At 41.3% G+C, this 17,385-nt stretch carries 15 protein-coding genes and 1 pseudogene; 8 read left to right on the top strand and 8 right to left on the bottom strand.

Going from position 1 to position 17,385, the window contains the following annotated elements; all coding sequences use genetic code 11:
* The first annotated feature begins 267 nt into the window (after positions 1-267).
* The 3 genes from HH682_RS16125 (at position 268) to HH682_RS10680 (ending at position 3,800) form a co-directional block, all read left to right on the top strand.
* Positions 268-609, top strand: coding sequence for a helix-turn-helix domain-containing protein (locus tag HH682_RS16125; RefSeq protein WP_214237544.1), 342 nt, complete (start codon positions 268-270; stop codon positions 607-609).
* Between the two features lie 292 nt (positions 610-901).
* The gene (locus HH682_RS10685) at positions 902-2,068 is read left to right on the top strand and encodes a C2 family cysteine protease (protein ID WP_214237543.1); all 1,167 of its coding nucleotides are present in this window, start codon (positions 902-904) and stop codon (positions 2,066-2,068) included.
* 169 nt (positions 2,069-2,237) lie between these two features.
* On the top strand, positions 2,238-3,800 hold the full coding sequence (locus HH682_RS10680) for a chitinase (protein WP_214237542.1): 1,563 nt from the start codon (positions 2,238-2,240) through the stop codon (positions 3,798-3,800).
* A 144-nt stretch (positions 3,801-3,944) separates the two neighbouring features.
* Here the strand turns inward: HH682_RS10680 and HH682_RS10675 are convergent, their stop codons facing one another.
* From HH682_RS10675 to HH682_RS10665, 3 genes are read right to left on the bottom strand one after another with little or no spacing between them, the layout of a single operon-like run.
* On the bottom strand, positions 3,945-4,430 hold the full coding sequence (locus tag HH682_RS10675; RefSeq protein ID WP_214237541.1) for a lysozyme inhibitor LprI family protein: 486 nt from the start codon (positions 4,428-4,430) through the stop codon (positions 3,945-3,947).
* On the bottom strand, positions 4,427-5,314 hold the full coding sequence (locus tag HH682_RS10670; RefSeq protein ID WP_338049337.1) for a peptidoglycan-binding protein: 888 nt from the start codon (positions 5,312-5,314) through the stop codon (positions 4,427-4,429). Before HH682_RS10670 ends, HH682_RS10675 begins: the two co-directional genes overlap by 4 nt.
* Positions 5,315-5,371: 57 nt before the next feature.
* Complete coding sequence (locus tag HH682_RS10665; protein ID WP_214237539.1) at positions 5,372-6,235, bottom strand: LysR family transcriptional regulator; 864 nt, start codon at positions 6,233-6,235, stop codon at positions 5,372-5,374.
* A 103-nt stretch (positions 6,236-6,338) separates the two neighbouring features.
* Between HH682_RS10665 and HH682_RS10660 the strand changes: the two genes are divergently transcribed.
* Both HH682_RS10660 and HH682_RS15835 read left to right on the top strand, forming a co-directional pair.
* Positions 6,339-7,694 carry an MFS transporter gene (locus tag HH682_RS10660; RefSeq protein WP_214237538.1) on the top strand — a complete coding sequence of 452 codons (1,356 nt, stop codon included), beginning with the start codon at positions 6,339-6,341 and terminating at the stop codon, positions 7,692-7,694.
* Positions 7,695-8,214: 520 nt separating this feature from the next.
* Positions 8,215-8,734: pseudogene (locus HH682_RS15835) on the top strand (transposase family protein); the annotation flags it as partial.
* A 249-nt stretch (positions 8,735-8,983) separates the two neighbouring features.
* Here the strand turns inward: HH682_RS15835 and HH682_RS10650 are convergent.
* From HH682_RS10650 to HH682_RS10640, 3 genes are all read right to left on the bottom strand, one after another.
* Positions 8,984-10,318 (bottom strand): MFS transporter, encoded by a 1,335-nt coding sequence (locus tag HH682_RS10650; RefSeq protein ID WP_214237536.1) that lies wholly within the window; start codon positions 10,316-10,318, stop codon positions 8,984-8,986.
* Positions 10,319-10,537: 219 nt separating this feature from the next.
* Complete coding sequence (gene yhjD / locus HH682_RS10645; protein ID WP_214237535.1) at positions 10,538-11,548, bottom strand: inner membrane protein YhjD; 1,011 nt, start codon at positions 11,546-11,548, stop codon at positions 10,538-10,540.
* A gap of 55 nt (positions 11,549-11,603) precedes the next feature.
* The gene (locus tag HH682_RS10640; RefSeq protein WP_214237534.1) at positions 11,604-13,094 is read right to left on the bottom strand and encodes an aminotransferase-like domain-containing protein; all 1,491 of its coding nucleotides are present in this window, start codon (positions 13,092-13,094) and stop codon (positions 11,604-11,606) included.
* 140 nt (positions 13,095-13,234) lie between these two features.
* Here HH682_RS10640 and HH682_RS10635 point away from each other — a divergent pair, with 140 nt between their 5' ends.
* The gene (locus HH682_RS10635; protein WP_214237533.1) at positions 13,235-13,819 is read left to right on the top strand and encodes a LysE family translocator; all 585 of its coding nucleotides are present in this window, start codon (positions 13,235-13,237) and stop codon (positions 13,817-13,819) included.
* A gap of 34 nt (positions 13,820-13,853) precedes the next feature.
* Here the strand turns inward: HH682_RS10635 and mqo are convergent, their stop codons facing one another.
* Positions 13,854-15,479: a malate dehydrogenase (quinone) gene (gene mqo, locus HH682_RS10630; RefSeq protein ID WP_214237532.1), complete on the bottom strand. Its 1,626-nt coding sequence runs from the start codon at positions 15,477-15,479 to the stop codon at positions 13,854-13,856.
* Positions 15,480-15,855: 376 nt separating this feature from the next.
* Positions 15,856-16,104 carry a DUF1158 family protein gene (locus HH682_RS10625; RefSeq protein WP_214237531.1) on the bottom strand — a complete coding sequence of 83 codons (249 nt, stop codon included), beginning with the start codon at positions 16,102-16,104 and terminating at the stop codon, positions 15,856-15,858.
* Positions 16,105-16,352: 248 nt separating this feature from the next.
* Here HH682_RS10625 and mntP point away from each other — a divergent pair, with 248 nt between their 5' ends.
* Together mntP and HH682_RS10615 are read left to right on the top strand one after the other, a co-directional pair.
* Positions 16,353-16,925, top strand: coding sequence for a manganese efflux pump MntP (gene mntP / locus HH682_RS10620; RefSeq protein WP_214237530.1), 573 nt, complete (start codon positions 16,353-16,355; stop codon positions 16,923-16,925).
* Between the two features lie 34 nt (positions 16,926-16,959).
* Complete coding sequence (locus HH682_RS10615; RefSeq protein WP_214237529.1) at positions 16,960-17,322, top strand: protease inhibitor I42 family protein; 363 nt, start codon at positions 16,960-16,962, stop codon at positions 17,320-17,322.
* The last annotated feature ends 63 nt before the right edge of the window (positions 17,323-17,385 follow it).

Here is a 17,385-nt window from a genome sequence, read left to right as displayed (position 1 = left end):
GTGGCTTGATAAATACGTGGGAATTGGCTGCAGTATATATATTATCAGGGTAAATAAATCATTAATTTATTTTTTCAATTAAAATGACTTACTGACTTTAATTCCCCCAAAATTAACCTATTATAACAGAGTTTTTTCATATAGTTTTTAAAATTAATGAATAGATCAAGTAATTATTATTGGGTTAAGAATATATCTTGCAGGTCAGTATTATTTCACTATTATTGATTTGATTGGATAATTAACAGAGATATTTGAGGTTTGTTAATGTTAATAGTAGGAAAAGGCTGTTTTACTTATAATAGAAAAAAAACCGAGCTCACTAGAAATGAGAATAGAATGCTTTCATTTTTGTTAAATACAACTAAATCGGGTAGAAACTATGATGCAATGGTTGATTATATCTGGGGAGATAAAAAATGCATTGTCTCTATAAATACGGTTTCTCAACTGGCTTACAGGCTTAGGTCCAAGCTGAAAGGAAGTCATATTCCATTGACGATAAAAATATCTAAATATGAGGGGCCTTTTTTAAAGCCAAAAAGAAAAATGGTCATTATAAAAAGAACAGAAAGATTTTATCGGTGGAAGTTCTACTATATCAGATAGCACACTACGTACAAAGCATTTGAAAATATTGACGTAAATCAATTAATAAAAAACTTATAAAATTTAAATAATTGTCAAGCCAATAGTTAAAATAGATCAATGTGATGCCTCACATGTATAAAAGAAAAAATAAATTTAAATTCATAAAAATTAATTTCACTTATTTATTTACCCAAGGGGATAAATTATCTCAGGTAAATCTTAACGCCGTATTCATCGAAAGATGAGGCGGATAACCACTGTGAATAAAAAAAGTAATCACAATAATATCGTAGGATAAAAAGGTAATATTATGTCAACTCCATATTTTGAAAAAATCGATAAAGAAATTAATTTTTCTGATGTTTTAAGCTGGCCAAAATCTCCCGACAGAACAGCTCATGGTTCCGGAAGAGAAGCTTATGCGGATGAAATTATTCAGGAGGCGCTAAGTTTAACACCCCCAGATTCGTCAATGTTTTCCTATGAAATGTCAGATATTCTCGATAAATATAAGTCATTCAAGTTGGGAAATGCCATACTGTATGAAAATGATCCCATTCCTGAATTAATTAAAAATCTTCATTATGTTAATTTATACTTTGAAGACGAAACCTTTCCACCATCCCAGTGGAAGGGCGGGAGTAAGGTATCCCACAAGAGAATCCATGATATTTGTGCTTCTCCAGAAGTATTCATTAATGGAATATCATTCAAGGATATGTGCCAGCGTGGCCTTGGTAATTGTGGATTCGTGTCTTCAATTGGTGTCATTTCTGTTCACCCGCAAGGGCACAACCTTCTTTTTTCTTCAATCTACCCTTGCGTATTCAATCCATACGGTGTCTATTCTGTACGTATTATCGATGGCAATCGAATTGGTTATGTTCTTATAGATGATTTATTCCCAACAGTAGGGTTTTCTTCCATGCTGAATAGCAATGAATTTTGGTATCTTATTATCGAAAAAGCGATATCTAAAATATCAGGTGGTTATGGAAAACTGGGTGGAGGAAAAGAGGGTTACTTTGGTATCGAGTCCACAGCCAATACATCCATTTCTGATGCGAATAAAGATGATGTTTGGAAGAGTAAATTTATAAACATTTTTCAGCATGAGCAGCATGCAACCTATCAGGGAACAGGTAGTAAAAATAAGTATATTACGAAAGGGCATGCATTTGCCGTTATCGATGCTCAGGAATGGAATGGTATTCGGTTGGTTCGATTACATAACCCATGGAATAATTCAAATCCAGGTTATCAAGGGCCATACTCCCCTGGTAGTAAGGAGTGGGATAACATTCCTAAGGATATCCAGGAGTCTGTATTCCAGGTGAATCGTTGGGATGGCTATACTTTTTGGATGCCCTATGATTTATATGTCTCTGAACTACCAAAAATCAGCGATACCCACCTCTCTGCCAAAATTCCAGAAACACTTAAGGAAATTGCTAATACATCGATCATCCAGGGATAATAATTAAAATATTCAGTAGTTATTTTTTTAAAAAAATATTATGTGTCATTCTATCTATAAATAAATACACATAATATTTCTCACAATCATAAGTAATCTAATGTAACTTTGATATCAACATTTAGATTTTTATACTCATAGTTCATTTTGAACAACAAGGATAAATATCATGGGTAAGAAATTTTCAGAAAGTAAAATAATGGTCGGCTACTGGCATAATTGGCCATCAGCAGGTAAAGATGGTTACCAACAAGGTTCATCATGCAACCTAAGTTTACTGGAAGTACCGCATGAATATAATGTTATTTGTGTCTCTTTTATGAAAGGCGTGGGCATTCCAACCTTTAAGCCATTTCATTATTCAGACGAAGAGTTCCGTCAGATGGTTGATACACTGCATAGCCAAAATCGGTTTGTACTACTTTCTCTTGGTGGTGCGGATGCGCATGTCGAGCTGACTGAAAAAGATGAAGATGCTTTTGTAAGCGAAGTGATTCGCCTGGTGGAAACTTATGGTTTTGATGGCATCGATATCGATCTTGAGCAAGGCGCAATTGGTGCTGCGAGTAATAAAAAAGTTATTCCTGCTGCGCTGAAAAAAGTGAAAGACCATTATAAAGCAGTAGATAAAGAATTTGTGATTAGTATGGCGCCAGAATTCCCCTATTTGCATAAAGATGGCAGCTATATTGATTATATCACTGCGTTAGAGGGTTATTATGACATGATTGCCCCACAATTTTACAACCAGGGCGGTGATGGCTTATGGGTTGATGAAGAAAGTCTTTGGATTGCACAAAACAATGATGCATTAAAATCTAAATTTCTCTATTACCTCACAAAAAGCTTAGTAACAGGCACTCATGGTTTTATTTCTATCCCTCCACAGAAGTTTGCTATTGGCCTTCCGGCAAATATTGATGCAGCAGCTACAGGCTATGTCATTAACCCTGAGGATGTATATGATGCATTTTCTAAATTGGCAAATGATGGGATTAATATTAAAGGACTGATGAGCTGGTCTATTAATTGGGATAATGGCGTATCCGCATCTGGTAAAAGCTACGACTGGGAATTTGCTAAACGCTATAGCAAACTTATCTCGTATGATGAAGATAATAACGATAGCGACGGCAGTAGTGACAACAACGATAGTAATCATACTCCTACAGCAGCGATTGATTTAAGTGTCGTCGGGGGAGATAAATTTATTCTCTTAGGACACAATGGTAATCCTGACAACCATGAAGTCTTAACTTTCCATTGGGACGTGCCATTTGATATTGATGGATCAACTGTTACAGATGACCAGATTACATTAAGCGCACCAGAGGTGACTGAAGCTACGGTCTTTGAGATTAAGCTAACCCTTACTGGTAAGGATCAGACATCCACGTCGATCCAGCGCGTCAAAGTTGTTCCTGGCAAGATTGATCCTAAACCTGAAAACAAAGCGCCGGTTGCTGCGATTAGTTTCTCTGTTTTAGGTGGAAGCCAATTTTTACTGTCAGCAAGCCAGTCATACTCTGAGAGCGATCAGAAGCTGACTTATGTGTGGGATATTCCAGGAGGAATCGATGTTAAGAATAAACAAGCTTGTGATCTTGAGATTATTGCTCCAATGGTTGAAAAAGAACAGCAGCAGACTTTTTCACTGGTGGTGATGGATGAACAAGGAAATACCTCTCAACAGGTGAGTTATAAAGTGAATATTGCCCCTAAACTGGCGTAATCAATACTCTTTCTCCCGGCGATAGAGTTCAAAGTTGTCGGGGGTAAGATCAATTTATGTAAGCCTATCTCTTATTTGTAGATACCTCTACTGTCTGGTGTTTCAGGGGGCTACTACAGGTATGAGCTGTATGTTTCAATCTTGTCACCAGGCAGATGCAGGATTATACATAAGATTTATCTCCTCAATCCTTCGCTTATTCATGTTTATGATGCATGAAACATTTCCGACAAATGCACTATCTCCGGTTAGTGCTCCTGATACTATATTTTTACAGTAACTGTCTCTATATGTAATCCATGTTGCCTGCTCGGTCTTGTATGATCGTTCAACTTTTGGTCTCAAGCTTTTTCTAGTATCGTTAATGCTGTCATAAAAATCATAGTCTGATGAGGTTCTTATTTCTTCTAGCTTTTTATCGTATTTGCTGCGTAGCGCTCGCGATGATTTCAATAGCTCACTATTAAGACACTCATGGTATTTAATATTGTCCCCCCCCTGAGTTTTATTCATACAATTTTCATTTTCCTGACTGTCGAGTATGGATTTTTGTGATTCCGAAACGGTTGCCATTGCTAATGGTGATAGTATCAATGCGGTGATTACACATGTAATTAGGTAATTTTTCATTTTTTAAGATACCTTATTCTTAATAAGTCACGGCTTGTTCCATTTCCCGGGTGATGTTTTTCGATATATTTAACCACCTCGCTTCTATTATTTGATGAGATAGCTTTAACCATTTCCTTTGCACTTGTATTTCCTTGGTATAAGGTATCGTAGAATATTTCTTTTATTTTATTATCAATAGAGTCCCAGTTTGATGGGGTTGGTGAGTTTTTTTTATAAATACGTGCTGCGGTTGATACGTATACTGAAAAAGTATTTTCGAATAAACGAACCTGCTGAAGATGTGATATTTCCCCAACCAGTGGTCCGTAGTACTTTACGAATTCCGTTGCATGACGGCCATAGAGACCAGCAGCTTTTGAGCAAATGAGGGATTTGTAGTCTTCCACTCCAGCTTTTTTCATATCACTGAAGATTACACCTGAACTTCTCATTTTCATATCGTAACCTCGGCCGATAGTTACACCAGATGGACCACCAGGCGAGTGAAGTATCCTGGAAAAATAAGCAGTGTGTGCTGGCTGTCTGAATGGTTCTACTGTAGTTAGATAGTCACGCCCTTCCGCATCGAAGGTAAATTGTCCTTCTCTGACTTTTAGTGGGCCGGATGTGTTAATAGGCCTCCAATGGGGGGATGTTGCTTGGCTGAACATCATATAAAAAAGGGTCTCCATCGGGTGTATCACTCCGGTTGGGGACATATTGAGAAGCTGTTGATACCATAAAATAGCTGTTTTGGTTTCTTGATCACAATTTCCGCTGGCCCGAAGGTGGGTACCGTGAATATGGTTATATCCTGCATCAATCATCATATTCTGGATAGTTTTAACTTCTTCTGGCGTATTAGCTTGGGCATTTAAATTTACTTGATCACCCTTTCGTATTTTAGTTGATCATCATTCGCAAATTACTTGGACACATCCAAAAAATATCAGAAGACATTAACTAGATAGTATGTGCTGATTTATAGTTTCTGTTAAAAAATTTAACACTATGCGAAGGACCGGTGATGTACGCATATCTGCATGTACTGCCAACCAAACTTCCGGTGAATAGACATCCTCGCTACAGGCTAGACGTACTAATTTAGAATCATCATCACCTATGAAACGTGGAATAGACCCAATACCTACTCCCGTTTTCACTGCCTCGATTTGACTCGTAATATCACTTAGTGAACAGACTATTGGCCTATTCCCCGCTATTGATGTAATCCATTTAGCATGAGGCATTTTAGCAAAATCATCATTATAGCCGATGAAATTCCACCTTTTCGGGTTATCTTTATGTGTGTAGTCGTTTGATGCATAAAAAGCGAAAGGAATGTTGCCTAATTTACGAGATACATCATTATTATCGTTCGGTCGAGCCAAGCGTAGGATTATATCTGCCTCTTGCTTGCTTAATGATGCCAATGTAGCTGAGCTGACTATATGCAGATGGATTTCTGGATAGCGTTGGTAAAATGTGTTCAGATATTTAGCGAGGATGTGTGTTACAAGTACTGGTGGCGCACTAATTGATACCTTTCCTGCTACTGTGTGTTGAGCTGAAAGAGCTAATCGGTCTATAGCGAAAGATGCATTTTCCATTTGCTTAGCAGCGATAATTACCCTTTCGCCAAGTGGAGTTACACTACAACTTCTGGTATTTCGAATAATTAGCTTACTGCTCAAACTCTTCTCTAAAGAATTAATACGCCGACTTACTGTGGCATGATCGACATTCAATGTTCTAGCAGCCCCTGATAAGCTTCCTGAGTCTGCTACTGCAAGAAAAAAACGAATATCTTCCCAATTTTTCATCTGTGCAAATATCCATAATCTATTGTGCGCGTATACGGAATTTACGCATAGCTTAATCGTCTTTATCCTTAGTCTGATCAGTATTATCAAAGGAGTAAAGAACATGAGTGTAAAAATAACTTATCGTACAAGACTTATACAAATCGCTACATGCCTAGCGTTCGTTATGGTGTTATTAGATACAAGCGTGGTTAACGTAGCTGTAGATTCGATACGCTCTACTTTTCATACGGATATGCTAGGTATTCAATGGGTTATCAATTCTTATTCCATAGTATTTTCAACATTGCTATTAACTGCTGGAAGTTTAGGGGATCGCTACGGTAGCAAACCTATTTTTCTAGCTGGATTTTTTCTCTTTACTATTGGATCAATACTTTGTGGGTTTTCCGGGACTCTGGGAGCGTTGATTTTTTCTCGAGTCATTCAAGGTCTTGGGGCGGCTCTATTAGTTCCCACGTCTTTATCTATAATACGCACCATATTTGAGGATCCTACGTCACGAGGAAAGGCTGTTGGTTGGTGGGGAGCCAGCGGGGGTATAGCTCTCGCAGCAGGGCCTGTCGTTGGAGGACTATTCATTTCACATTTTGGATGGCCTTCAATTTTTCTACTAAACGTACCATTAGGTATTATCAGCTTTGGAATAGTTTTAATTTATGCGCCATCAAAAAAAACTAAAAATTCAGAAAAATTAGATAATTATGGTCAATTATTAAGTGCGTTTACGTTGAGTTTACTGACGTATGGACTTATCGAGGCTAGTCAATCTGGGTGGGGGTCCTTAGCCGTTATCATCTCATTCATTGGCTCCGCATTAAGTGCTCTTTTACTTATCTTAGTAGAGCGTTCTCACTCTAACCCTATAATTCCATTAAAACTGTTTCGCAGTTCTGTCTTAGGTGTGGCTATTATCATTGGCCTTATTGCTAACCTAACGTTTTACGGTATTATTTTTGTATTAAGTCTATATTTTCAATTGGTTAAACACTTTACGCCAGAGGAAGTAGGAACTGCATTTCTTCCAATGATGTCTTCCTTATTCCTAGTCAATATTATTGCTGGAAGACTATTACCGCGTGTGGGTCCAAAATTTTTGACATCCTTAGGATTAATTATATCTGCACTAGGATATTTATTACTTTTATTGGCTATACAAAGCCCTCATCAGTGGGAAACTTCAGTAGCTATGCTACTTTCTGGAAGTGGAATAGCGCTTGCTATTCCATCTATCACAAGTGCAACACTACATTCTACACCGGTGGAAAAAGCAGGAATTGCTAGCGGTTTACTTAACTCTGCAAGACAAGTGGGGGGTATTATTGGCGTGGCGATTTTTGGAAATTTAATTAATGTATCTACAAGCACTCAGTTTATTGGAGGGGTTAAAATAGTGTTAGTAGTTTCATGTATCCTCTTAATTTATGGTGCTATTTTGAGTAAATTAAAATTGGCCTAATACCTTTTACTAAAAATAAAAATAGCATAGTGGCTCTACCAGAGATAGAACCCCATTGAAATTATTTTAGGCCAATAATTTTTGAGGCCAGTCAAAGCGGACTAAAATATTGTGGCATAACTGAATGGGGGTCAACGATCCTCGTTATCTTACAAAACTTTTTGACCAAGTAGAAACTCCAATTGATATCGTCAAAAATTTTTATTGAATGGCTAAAAAAATTTTTGTTGGAGGTGTCCAAATAATTTGCGAATGGCGATCAACTAAAATGCGAAAGGGGGTCCAAGTAACGTGCAATTACGCAATTAGCTCCCAAAACACCAATAGTACCTGATGGTCTGAATACTCGGGGGGCGTGATAGAGGTTTTTTGACATGAATAACTCCGTTTTATCGTCATCACCTGCTAGATAACGATTCCTTTTTACTTATTCACGGAAAATAACATTTAGGAATGTGATCTGCGTTATCGTCTGCATTCTATACAGCACTATAGAAAATATAATGTCAACCATGTCAGCGAACGCCATACTATTCGTCTCTCAGTGGAAACGCTCAGAAAATGGATGACTGCTGAGGGGCTCGGGGTTTCGCATTCGCGGCGTAAACCCTGGGTCTATCAACCACGTTACCGACGTGATTGCCTTGGTGAGCTTGTTCAGATTGATGGCTCTCACCACGACTGGTTGAAGGCCATGCATCAAAATGCTGGATGCTACTGACCGTGCTGAGAGTGCTAACCAGACACTTCAGGACCGGCTAATAAAGGAAATGCGGCTCGAGAACATTACTGGTATTGAAGAAGCAAATGTCTGGCTTGAAACCTTTATTCAGGACTTTAACCGACGCTTTGCTAAAGTACTTCAATACCCTAAAAACCGCCACCGTACAGTAGATGAATCACAGTCTGAACTGGATGATCCGAATGAAGAAAATACACACGTTGCCAATGAAAAATCATGATTCTCGATTATCCGGATGGTACGCTTGCATTTTAAATACGGCTACCGGACGTTGTCATATCAGGTCTATGACAAACTTGTTATTAAATTCGAGGTTTTGGTTTGGGGAACATTAGCGATTCAAAGAACTAGTTATTACAGAATAACCTGCAATAGTTGCTCATGTACGCGATAAGGAGAAAACGGAATAAGCACATCAACAGTAGATGTAATGACTTGAGGGGGGAGCAACCTGATACTAACCCCTTACAGGAGGCACTTTCAAAAAAAACATTTTTGAAGGTGCCTTTTTACTGATGATATATCCCCCCGTACTGGGGGGAGGGTGTTAAGAACGGTGCGGATAGAGCGTCGTATGTCGTGTCTCTTTACTGATGATCAGCGCGATTAACGTCAGTACAGCCATGGAAGCAAGGTAGAGGCCAACAGCGAATAGCCCCCACTTGGCATTTAACCATGTGGCAATATACGGCGCGACAGAAGCACCCAATATAGACGCTAAATTATAAGAGAACGATGCGCCGGTATAGCGAACCTCGGTAGGGAAGAGTTCGGGTAACAAAGCTCCCATTGGACCGAAAGTTAAGCCCATAATCGTCAATCCAACAGTCAGAAATACCATCACCAACCACTGTGAGCCGCTGGCCAATATAGTCGGAAAGAGTAAAGAGAATACAATGATCAATAAGGTAATAGTGATCATTGTAGGGCGACGACCAAAGCGATCCGCCAAGATCCCGGCGATAGGGATCGCGACGCCGAATCCGATCACGGCCACCATCAACATCCATAAGAAACTATTTCTAGAAAAACCTAAGCCTAGCGGGGCAGGGGCGGTTCCGTAACTCATTGAATAAACAGTCATGATATAAAACAGGGTATAGGTCGCCAGCATAATAAAAGTGCCTAATACCATCGCCCGAAAGTGTTTTTTGAACAAGGTTCCAATTGGCAGGCCAACGTGCTGCTGTGATTGTTTCGCTTGGGTAAAGACTGGGCTTTCATGTAACGATACTCGAACATAAAGGCCAACAATGACGAGCACAGCAGACAAGATAAAGGGAACACGCCATCCCCACTGCATAAATTGTTGGTCAGTGAGCAGCCACGAGAGCAATAAAAAAGTGCCATTGGCAAAGAAGAAGCCGATCGGTGCGCCCAATTGTGGGAATGACCCATACAACGCCCGTTTTTTTGCCGGTGCGTTCTCCGTTGCGAGTAATGCAGCGCCCCCCCATTCTCCTCCTAGCCCTAAGCCTTGACCAAAACGGGCTAAGGCAAGGAGTAGTGGTGCAACAACGCCGATAGTTTGGTAGCTAGGAAGCAAACCAATGATGACGGTGGAGATGCCCATCGTGACTAACGAGGCGACCAATGTTGCTTTACGGCCGACTTTATCACCAAAATGTCCAAAGAGTGCTGAGCCAATAGGACGTGCTACAAAGGCAATGGCAAAGGTCGCCAATGATTGTAAGGTTGCAACCGTTGGGTCAACTTGTGGGAAAAATATATGGGGAAAAACAATGACCGCTGCCGTGGCATAGATATAAAAATCGAAAAACTCAATTGCCGTGCCGACTAAAGAAGCGATGATGACTTTATTACGTGGATTCAAAGGGGGGGCTTGCTGAACGTGTTCAGCCAAAGTTTCTGTAGTTTGCATAATTCCATTTTCTTATTTTTGTTACATCGAAAAATCATATTACGCAGCCATGCTTCATGGTTCAATTAACCCACGTGCAGGTCTATCAGCTTGATAGCGAATAATCGCAGTAATGCGGCATTATTCAAACGAAGTCATGGTCTAATGGAGTCGAAGCTGGTGGGATAGACTAAAAATAGGCTAAAAAAAATAGTTAATTTCATTTAGCCTAACGGAATATTAGTGAGTTATTGACGCTTTTTTCTCTTCATCAGAAGAAGGGGGCGTCGCAGTGGCTATCCACGCAGCACAAAACAGTGTTAATCGGGCGAAGAAATAGAAAAAGGCCATTAATCCCAACACTGAACCAAATGCTGCACCTGAAGGAGAAGAGGCTAATTTAGGTAAGGTGAAGGTCATAATAAACTTAATCAACTCAAAACCTATCGCAGCCAATAGCGTGCCACGGAAAAGGGCCTTTTTATGGGGCTTATGGCGTGGAAGGATCCAGAAAATCCATAGAAATATAAGGTAGTTACACCCTATTGATATACATAGAGCACTGACAGTAATCAGGGGGCGTAACCAACTGATATGATCTAATCCTAAGACACTGATCAATGTAGATTGTGCGGATCCTGCAATTGAGTTCAGGGAAATGGAGATCACTAACGCAATCACTAATCCGGTTAACGAGACAAAATCGCGTAAATATTTATGCCACACTTTTTCCTGATCTTTCGGGGCCCGTTCCCACACGTCGCGGGATTGCGCGCGAATGGCTTCGCGTAAGTTACCGACCCAGCTAATCCCCGAATAAAGAGCCAGTAATAATCCAGTTATTCCCACAGTAGTACGCTGTTGAATAGCAGTATTAACAGTATTTTTTAGCGTTGAGGTTAAGGTTGGATCACTAATACTGTTGACGATTTTATCAATTAACGCTGAAAGTAACGCTTGGTTTGAGGCAAGGACAAACCCGAGTGCCGCAAAGGAGACCATCAATATAGGAATTAACGAAAGAAAGGAAAAATAGGTAATTGCGGCACCGAATTGGCTCCCTAAGCGATCGTTAAAACGCTCAATAGCGCGTAAAAAATGGGCCACTGGTTTGAGGGAAGTAAACCAAATATAGAAGCGTGAGGCTTGCTTAATAGAATGATCCACCGAGGCATTTCCCGTTTTAATGGGAATGATCGACGCTTCTTGATCCTCGTTATCCTTCTTTGAATTATTTTTTGTCTCAACCATAAAAATTCCATCATTGTGGTTAGGGCGATAAGGGCATTATTTACTACAGTATAGCTTATGGTTCACTGTTACCTTCGGTGAGGGTCACTGAACTTGTCGTTTGAAAGTCTTGAGCCGGGATCCCCGTAATTTCGCAAGCCAGTTCACCAGTACGACGCAGTGCATAGCGGTAGCGCTCATCAAAAGGATAGCAGCATGATAAGCGTAACGCATGATGATAGTGATCGCTGAGCGAATAAAGGGCCCCGGGTGTAACACAAATACGCTCATTCAATAACTGTTCAAATAAATCAACAGTATTAATTTTTCCCGGCAGTTCAGCCCAGAAAACGAATCCTCCCATTGGCCGTGTCGCTTGTGTCCCCTCCGGAAAATAACGTGAAATCATATCTCTGACTTTGTCCATGTTGCTGCCATAGCGTCTACGCAGTGAACGCAGATGATGATCATATCCGCCATTAGCCAAGAACTCAGCTAAGGTTGAGGTTAATAGAGCCGATTCGCCTAGTGTACTGAGGCCTTTCAGGCGAGAGATGGCTTCATGAAAACGACCTGCCATCATCCAACCAATACGGAAGTCCGGAGCCAAGGTCTTGGTAAAGCTGGTGCAATAAATCACCCAACCTTCTTTATCGAAGCTCTTAACCGCTGGTGACTCTGGAGTGTGAAATTGTAATTCGCTATAAATCCCATCTTCAATAATCGGCAACTGATAGTGTTGTGCTAGCTGCGCGAGTCTTTTTTTATCCGCGACAGAGGTTGTAAAACCCAATGGGTTGTGGACCGTAGGGATAGTGACTAATGCTGAGATCCGTTTCTCTTTTAGCATCAATTCAAGAACATCCATCTTGATCCCTTTTCGTGGATCGGTTGGGATCTCGACTGCTTTCAAACCGAGCTCAGCTAATAACGGAAAAAGGAAAAAGTAGGTAGGACTCTCGACGCCAATACAATCCCCAGGAGAAGTGATTACTCTTAAGGCTAATTGAATCGCTTCTGAACAGCCGTGGGTGATAATGATTTCTTCCGCGGAAAGCGACAGGCCTGAGTAGAGGGCACGCTTCGCAATTTGCTCGCGCAGAGGTTCCCCATTATTGGGTAACGCATACTTGGAAATTATTTCAGGCTTTCTACGTAATAGGGAGGCGGCAATTTTTGTTAGTTTGGCGGTGGGGAAAAAATCTTCATGCTGTGGACAGGCGAGCGAAATATTCGTGTAAGCGGGATTACGCTGAGCGGAGAAAGCCGCTTCAATTAATGCCATTTTTTCCCGACCTAACTCGCGAGGCTTTAATTGTCTTGGGGCAGAGGTGGCGACCTCAGCTAAGACACTACGCACGTAAAATCCTGATTGGGGTCTTGCTTCGACCAATCCTCGGTTTTCTAGACGCTGCCATGCTGAAAGTACCGTATTAACGCTAACTTGATGCGTTTCTGCTACGCGTCTAATGGCTGGAAGCCTCTGGCCTGCCTTGATCTTTCCTTGATGAATTAAGGTTGCAAATTCATCGGCAAGTTGCTGATAGCGAGTCGTTACTTCTGTCATGGATACACCTAGTCACTCATTTAATGGGTACAATTTACTATAACTAAAATTGTACTCATTACAATAAACCTTTTTTGTCTCTGTTACCCCTTCTACCCCTGCTGTAGCATGGGCTTATACTTTTTCGCAGGACATTCATCATGCTTGATCCCTCTTACATCAGTTATGTCGTAGTCATGTCGGTCACACCCGGTCCAAATAATGTGATGTTGGCGACCTCTGGGGTTAACTATGGTTTGAAAAAAACCTTACCCATGGTCCTAGGGATCATTGCCGGCTGTTTAGTTCAGCTGTTATTTTCTATTTTAGCCTTTGAGCAACTATTACACTGGATGGCAATGATCCGTATACCGCTGACGCTATTGGGGAGTGGATACCTCTTTTGGCTTGCATGGAAAATTTTTCGCTCAGCAGCACCCCAACTCACACAAGCCTCAACACCGATGAGTTTTCTTGGGGCTGTCTTGTTTCAAGCGGTAAATCCTAAAGCATGGCTGATGTGTTTGAACGTTGCGCTGGTCTACGCAGCAGACGTTCCACTGAGTTGGATGTTGTTAAGCTATGGTCTGATGACACTACCTTGCGTCATTATTTGGGCGATGTTGGGAGATAAGATGAGTGGCTTGCTACAAGATGCCAGTAAGCGCTGGGTATTTAATAGCGTGATGGCTCTGACTCTAGTCATGACAGCCAGTTGGATGCTGGTGGAAGTGATCATGGCATAAGGTAGATGGCCTGCGTAAAGCAGGCCATTATCGGTCATACAGAGAGGGGCTCACCCTCGACTGCAGGTAAAGGGGTTAGGTTGACGGTGACTTGATCGTTATCAGGGGCTGGATAGGCCAGCCCAAGTACTTCGCTAGTATGTTTCAATACCTGCTCAGTGGCTTGCTCATCATCATTCAGCGCCGTTTTCCAGTAGGGGATCAGTTGCTTAATCTTTTGTTGCCAGCTTGCCGAAGCGATTTCATCTTTAAAAATCCTTCCCATCACATCAAGCATCGCTTGAGCTGCGGTTGACGCACCGGGTGAAGCCCCTAACAGTGCCGAAATAGTCCCATCCTGCGAGGTGATAATCTCAGTACCCAGTTTTAGGGTTCCCCCTTTGCTGGCGTCGTTTTCAATGACTTGTACACGTTGACCCGCCACGACTAAGCGCCAATCTTCAGCCTTTGCGTGAGGAACATATTCACGCAGCGCTTCAAGACGGTCTTTGTCAGTTAATAGAACTTGCCCGATAAGATATTTCACTAAGCTGAAGTTACGTGCGCCGACTTGCATCATTGGCACGATATTGTTTGGCGTCATTGAACCAAACATATCGAGCAAAGAGCCTTGTTTAAGAAACTTCGTGGAAAATGTGGCAAAGGGCCCAAAGAGCAGCACTTGTTTACCCTCGAGCACTCGGGTATCCACGTGAGGAACCGACATTGGTGGCGCCCCAACACTGGCTTTACCATAGACTTTGGCTAAATGCTGTTGCACTAATGTTTGGTTTTCGGTCACTAAAAAAGAGCCGCCTACTGGAAAGCCCGCAAATTTTTTCGCTTCTTCAATCCCTGTTTTCTGTAGGAGTGGCAGCGCGCCACCGCCGGCGCCGATAAAGATATGCTTTGCGGTAACCGTTCGCGAAGTATTATTCATCAGGTTTTGTAGCGTCACTTGCCACAAGCCATTCTCTAAACGAGTCATCGTCCGGACTTCTTGGCGAAGTGATAACGTAAAGTTGTCATGTTGGCTTAAACTTTCAATAAGTTGCTTAGTCAGCTCGCCGAAATTAACATCAGTACCAAAAGCAGAGTGCGTGGCCGCGACTTTTTCCCCTGGTCGACGCCCTTTCATAATCAGTGGGGCCCACTGTTGGATCGTTTCGACTTCATCAGAAAATGCCATACCACGGAATAAGCAACTATTACGTAAACTTTCTGCGCGTTTTCTTAGGAAATTGACATTGTCATCACCCCACACAAAGCTCATATGTGGCGTGGTATTGATAAAACTATTCGGTTTACCTAGGCGGCCTTGCTCGACTAATGAAGCCCAGAACTGACGAGAAACCATAAAAGCTTCATTAATCGAAATCGCTTTAGAGATATCAATCGAGCCATCTGCACGTTGTGGTGTATAGTTCAACTCAGCCAAAGCCGAGTGGCCAGTCCCAGCATTATTCCAACCATTTGAAGACTCTTCAGCAACGCCCGGTAGGCGCTCTACCATCTCTAAACGCCAAGTCGGTTCAACTTCTTGCAGGAAGGTTCCCAGTGTTGCGCTCATAATTCCGGCGCCAATCAATAACATATCAAGGGGGGCGGATTCGGGTAGGTTAGCAGTCATAGCATGGCTCGCACTCATAGAGAGTGGTAGGTGTAGTGGTGATTTCGACATGAGGCAATATCCTCTTCTGTAAGACGCTTATCGGCTTACAGCGTGGTGACAGTAAATGAAGCACTCGGTAAGATGCCGATAAATATAACATTTCCCCGTTCAATTTAAACATCCGATTTGAAGTGTTTTTAAAGAAAATGCCTTAGTGGAAATCGTATAAAAATTATTTTTTAAGAAATTTTTATCATTCAATTCAGAGTATTATGGTAATAGTTTGCTAGTATTATTCAAACTACTGCTATTATTTCTTTGACTACTAATAATAAGATTTTATCTCTATAACTCAATGATAGTTATGAATATAAATTATCGTTTCGATAAAAATTAGTTTATGTCAAATAACAGTTAACTAACTGTTAAAATTATCACTTTTTAATCATGATGCGCGGGAGATAAAATGTCGCCATACAAAACGTATCAATAGGTATTCCACGGTTCCTAGAAAGAGAAACCATAAGGCGAAAACGATGGTATAGAGCTGATTAAGATCCATGAGATGAAACCACTTCATAACGGATTGTGCTAAGCCAATACCGAAAGTGGGGGCGGGTAATAATAACGCAGACAGGAAGCCTAGCAACAAGATTCCAGCGGGAATAAACAGTGTTTCAAGCGGGTTTTTCATAAGGCACTCATAGTTTTCTTCGAGTCGAACGTAATTTCAACCAATCATATTACAAAAAATAATTTTACCAAGAATATCCTCGGCTTGCGCCTCGTTTATGTATTAGGGTAAGAGTTATAGCCTTTGCTATACTTAACTACATGATTTTATTGCTTTTTTATTTGCGTCTTTGCGTGGTAGACTCCTGCCCATGACGAATTCCCCTTGAGGGAATATCACTGTTACTTTGTATAGTTATTCAGATTATTATGAACATACTGACAACACTTATTCTTGCTTTGGGCATGTCGATGGATGCTTTTGCTGCCGCGTTAGGAAAGGGCGCTGTACTGAAAAAAGTCACCTTCAAAGAGGCATTACGCACTGGACTGATTTTTGGAGTGATTGAAACATTAACCCCCTTACTCGGATGGGCGCTCGGTATTGCGGCAAGTAAATATGTGATGGCCTGGGATCACTGGATAGCATTTGTATTGCTGACCGTACTCGGCGGGCGCATGGTCGTCGGTGGATTACGTCATCGCAATGACGAGGAGATTTGCCAACCGGAACGTCATGGTTTTATGGTTTTAGCCTTGACGGCTGTCGCGACAAGTCTTGATGCATTAGCGGTTGGCGTCGGGTTAGCCTTCCTACAGGTCAATATTGTACTGACAGCATTAACCATTGGTATTAGTACCACTATTATGGCAACCACCGGCATGCTTATTGGGCGATTTATCGGTCCGGTGCTTGGTAAATGGGCTGAAATCTTAGGGGGTATCGTGCTTATTGGTATTGGTACATCGATTCTAGTTGAACACCTAGGCTTACTAAACTAAAGGTACTCACGACTAATACTTTAAGGAATACTGTATGAAAATAATCACCCCGCTGCTTGCAGGAGCCATTATGCTTTCATCGTTACCCCTATTCGCCGCCGATACCGTACCTCCACTTCAAGGTGAGAAAGGAAAGATCGTCCGAGTAGTTGTCGAGAGTAATCCCACTACGGGTTATCAGTGGATGATTAGACAACTTCCTCAAGAATTAATTTTTGTTGCGAGTGACTATCAACAAAATACAGATTGTCCTAAAGGTGCGGTAGGCTGTTCAGGAACGCAAACTTTCACCTTTATTGCCCAGCAAGCAGGGACAGCAAACTTACAGCTTATCTATGGCCGTTCTTTCGATAAAACATCGTGGAAAGATAAAACGATACCAGTGATCATTAACTGACCACTATTGCCAATGGAGTGTTTCAGATAAGTGGACAGCTTCTTACACAGAGAAGTAGAAACG

The organism is Rosenbergiella gaditana, assembly GCF_018494065.1.
GTDB lineage: Bacteria > Pseudomonadota > Gammaproteobacteria > Enterobacterales > Enterobacteriaceae > Rosenbergiella > Rosenbergiella gaditana.
Note: the sequence above shows the minus strand (reverse complement) of the source record. Positions and strands in the feature narration are given on the sequence as shown.

Coding starts and splice junctions, on each gene's coding strand:
- HH682_RS10685 (WP_214237543.1), top strand. CDS start 902: ATGTCAACTCCATATTTTGAAAAAATCGATAAAGAAATTAATTTTTCT.
- HH682_RS10665 (WP_214237539.1), bottom strand. CDS start 6,235: ATGAAAAATTGGGAAGATATTCGTTTTTTTCTTGCAGTAGCAGACTCA.
- mqo (WP_214237532.1), bottom strand. CDS start 15,479: ATGTCGAAATCACCACTACACCTACCACTCTCTATGAGTGCGAGCCAT.
- mntP (WP_214237530.1), top strand. CDS start 16,353: ATGAACATACTGACAACACTTATTCTTGCTTTGGGCATGTCGATGGAT.
- yhjD (WP_214237535.1), bottom strand. CDS start 11,548: ATGGTTGAGACAAAAAATAATTCAAAGAAGGATAACGAGGATCAAGAA.
- HH682_RS10625 (WP_214237531.1), bottom strand. CDS start 16,104: ATGAAAAACCCGCTTGAAACACTGTTTATTCCCGCTGGAATCTTGTTG.
- HH682_RS10640 (WP_214237534.1), bottom strand. CDS start 13,094: ATGACAGAAGTAACGACTCGCTATCAGCAACTTGCCGATGAATTTGCA.
- HH682_RS10660 (WP_214237538.1), top strand. CDS start 6,339: ATGAGTGTAAAAATAACTTATCGTACAAGACTTATACAAATCGCTACA.
- HH682_RS10680 (WP_214237542.1), top strand. CDS start 2,238: ATGGGTAAGAAATTTTCAGAAAGTAAAATAATGGTCGGCTACTGGCAT.
- HH682_RS16125 (WP_214237544.1), top strand. CDS start 268: ATGTTAATAGTAGGAAAAGGCTGTTTTACTTATAATAGAAAAAAAACC.
- HH682_RS10650 (WP_214237536.1), bottom strand. CDS start 10,318: ATGCAAACTACAGAAACTTTGGCTGAACACGTTCAGCAAGCCCCCCCT.
- HH682_RS10675 (WP_214237541.1), bottom strand. CDS start 4,430: ATGAAAAATTACCTAATTACATGTGTAATCACCGCATTGATACTATCA.
- HH682_RS10635 (WP_214237533.1), top strand. CDS start 13,235: ATGCTTGATCCCTCTTACATCAGTTATGTCGTAGTCATGTCGGTCACA.
- HH682_RS10615 (WP_214237529.1), top strand. CDS start 16,960: ATGAAAATAATCACCCCGCTGCTTGCAGGAGCCATTATGCTTTCATCG.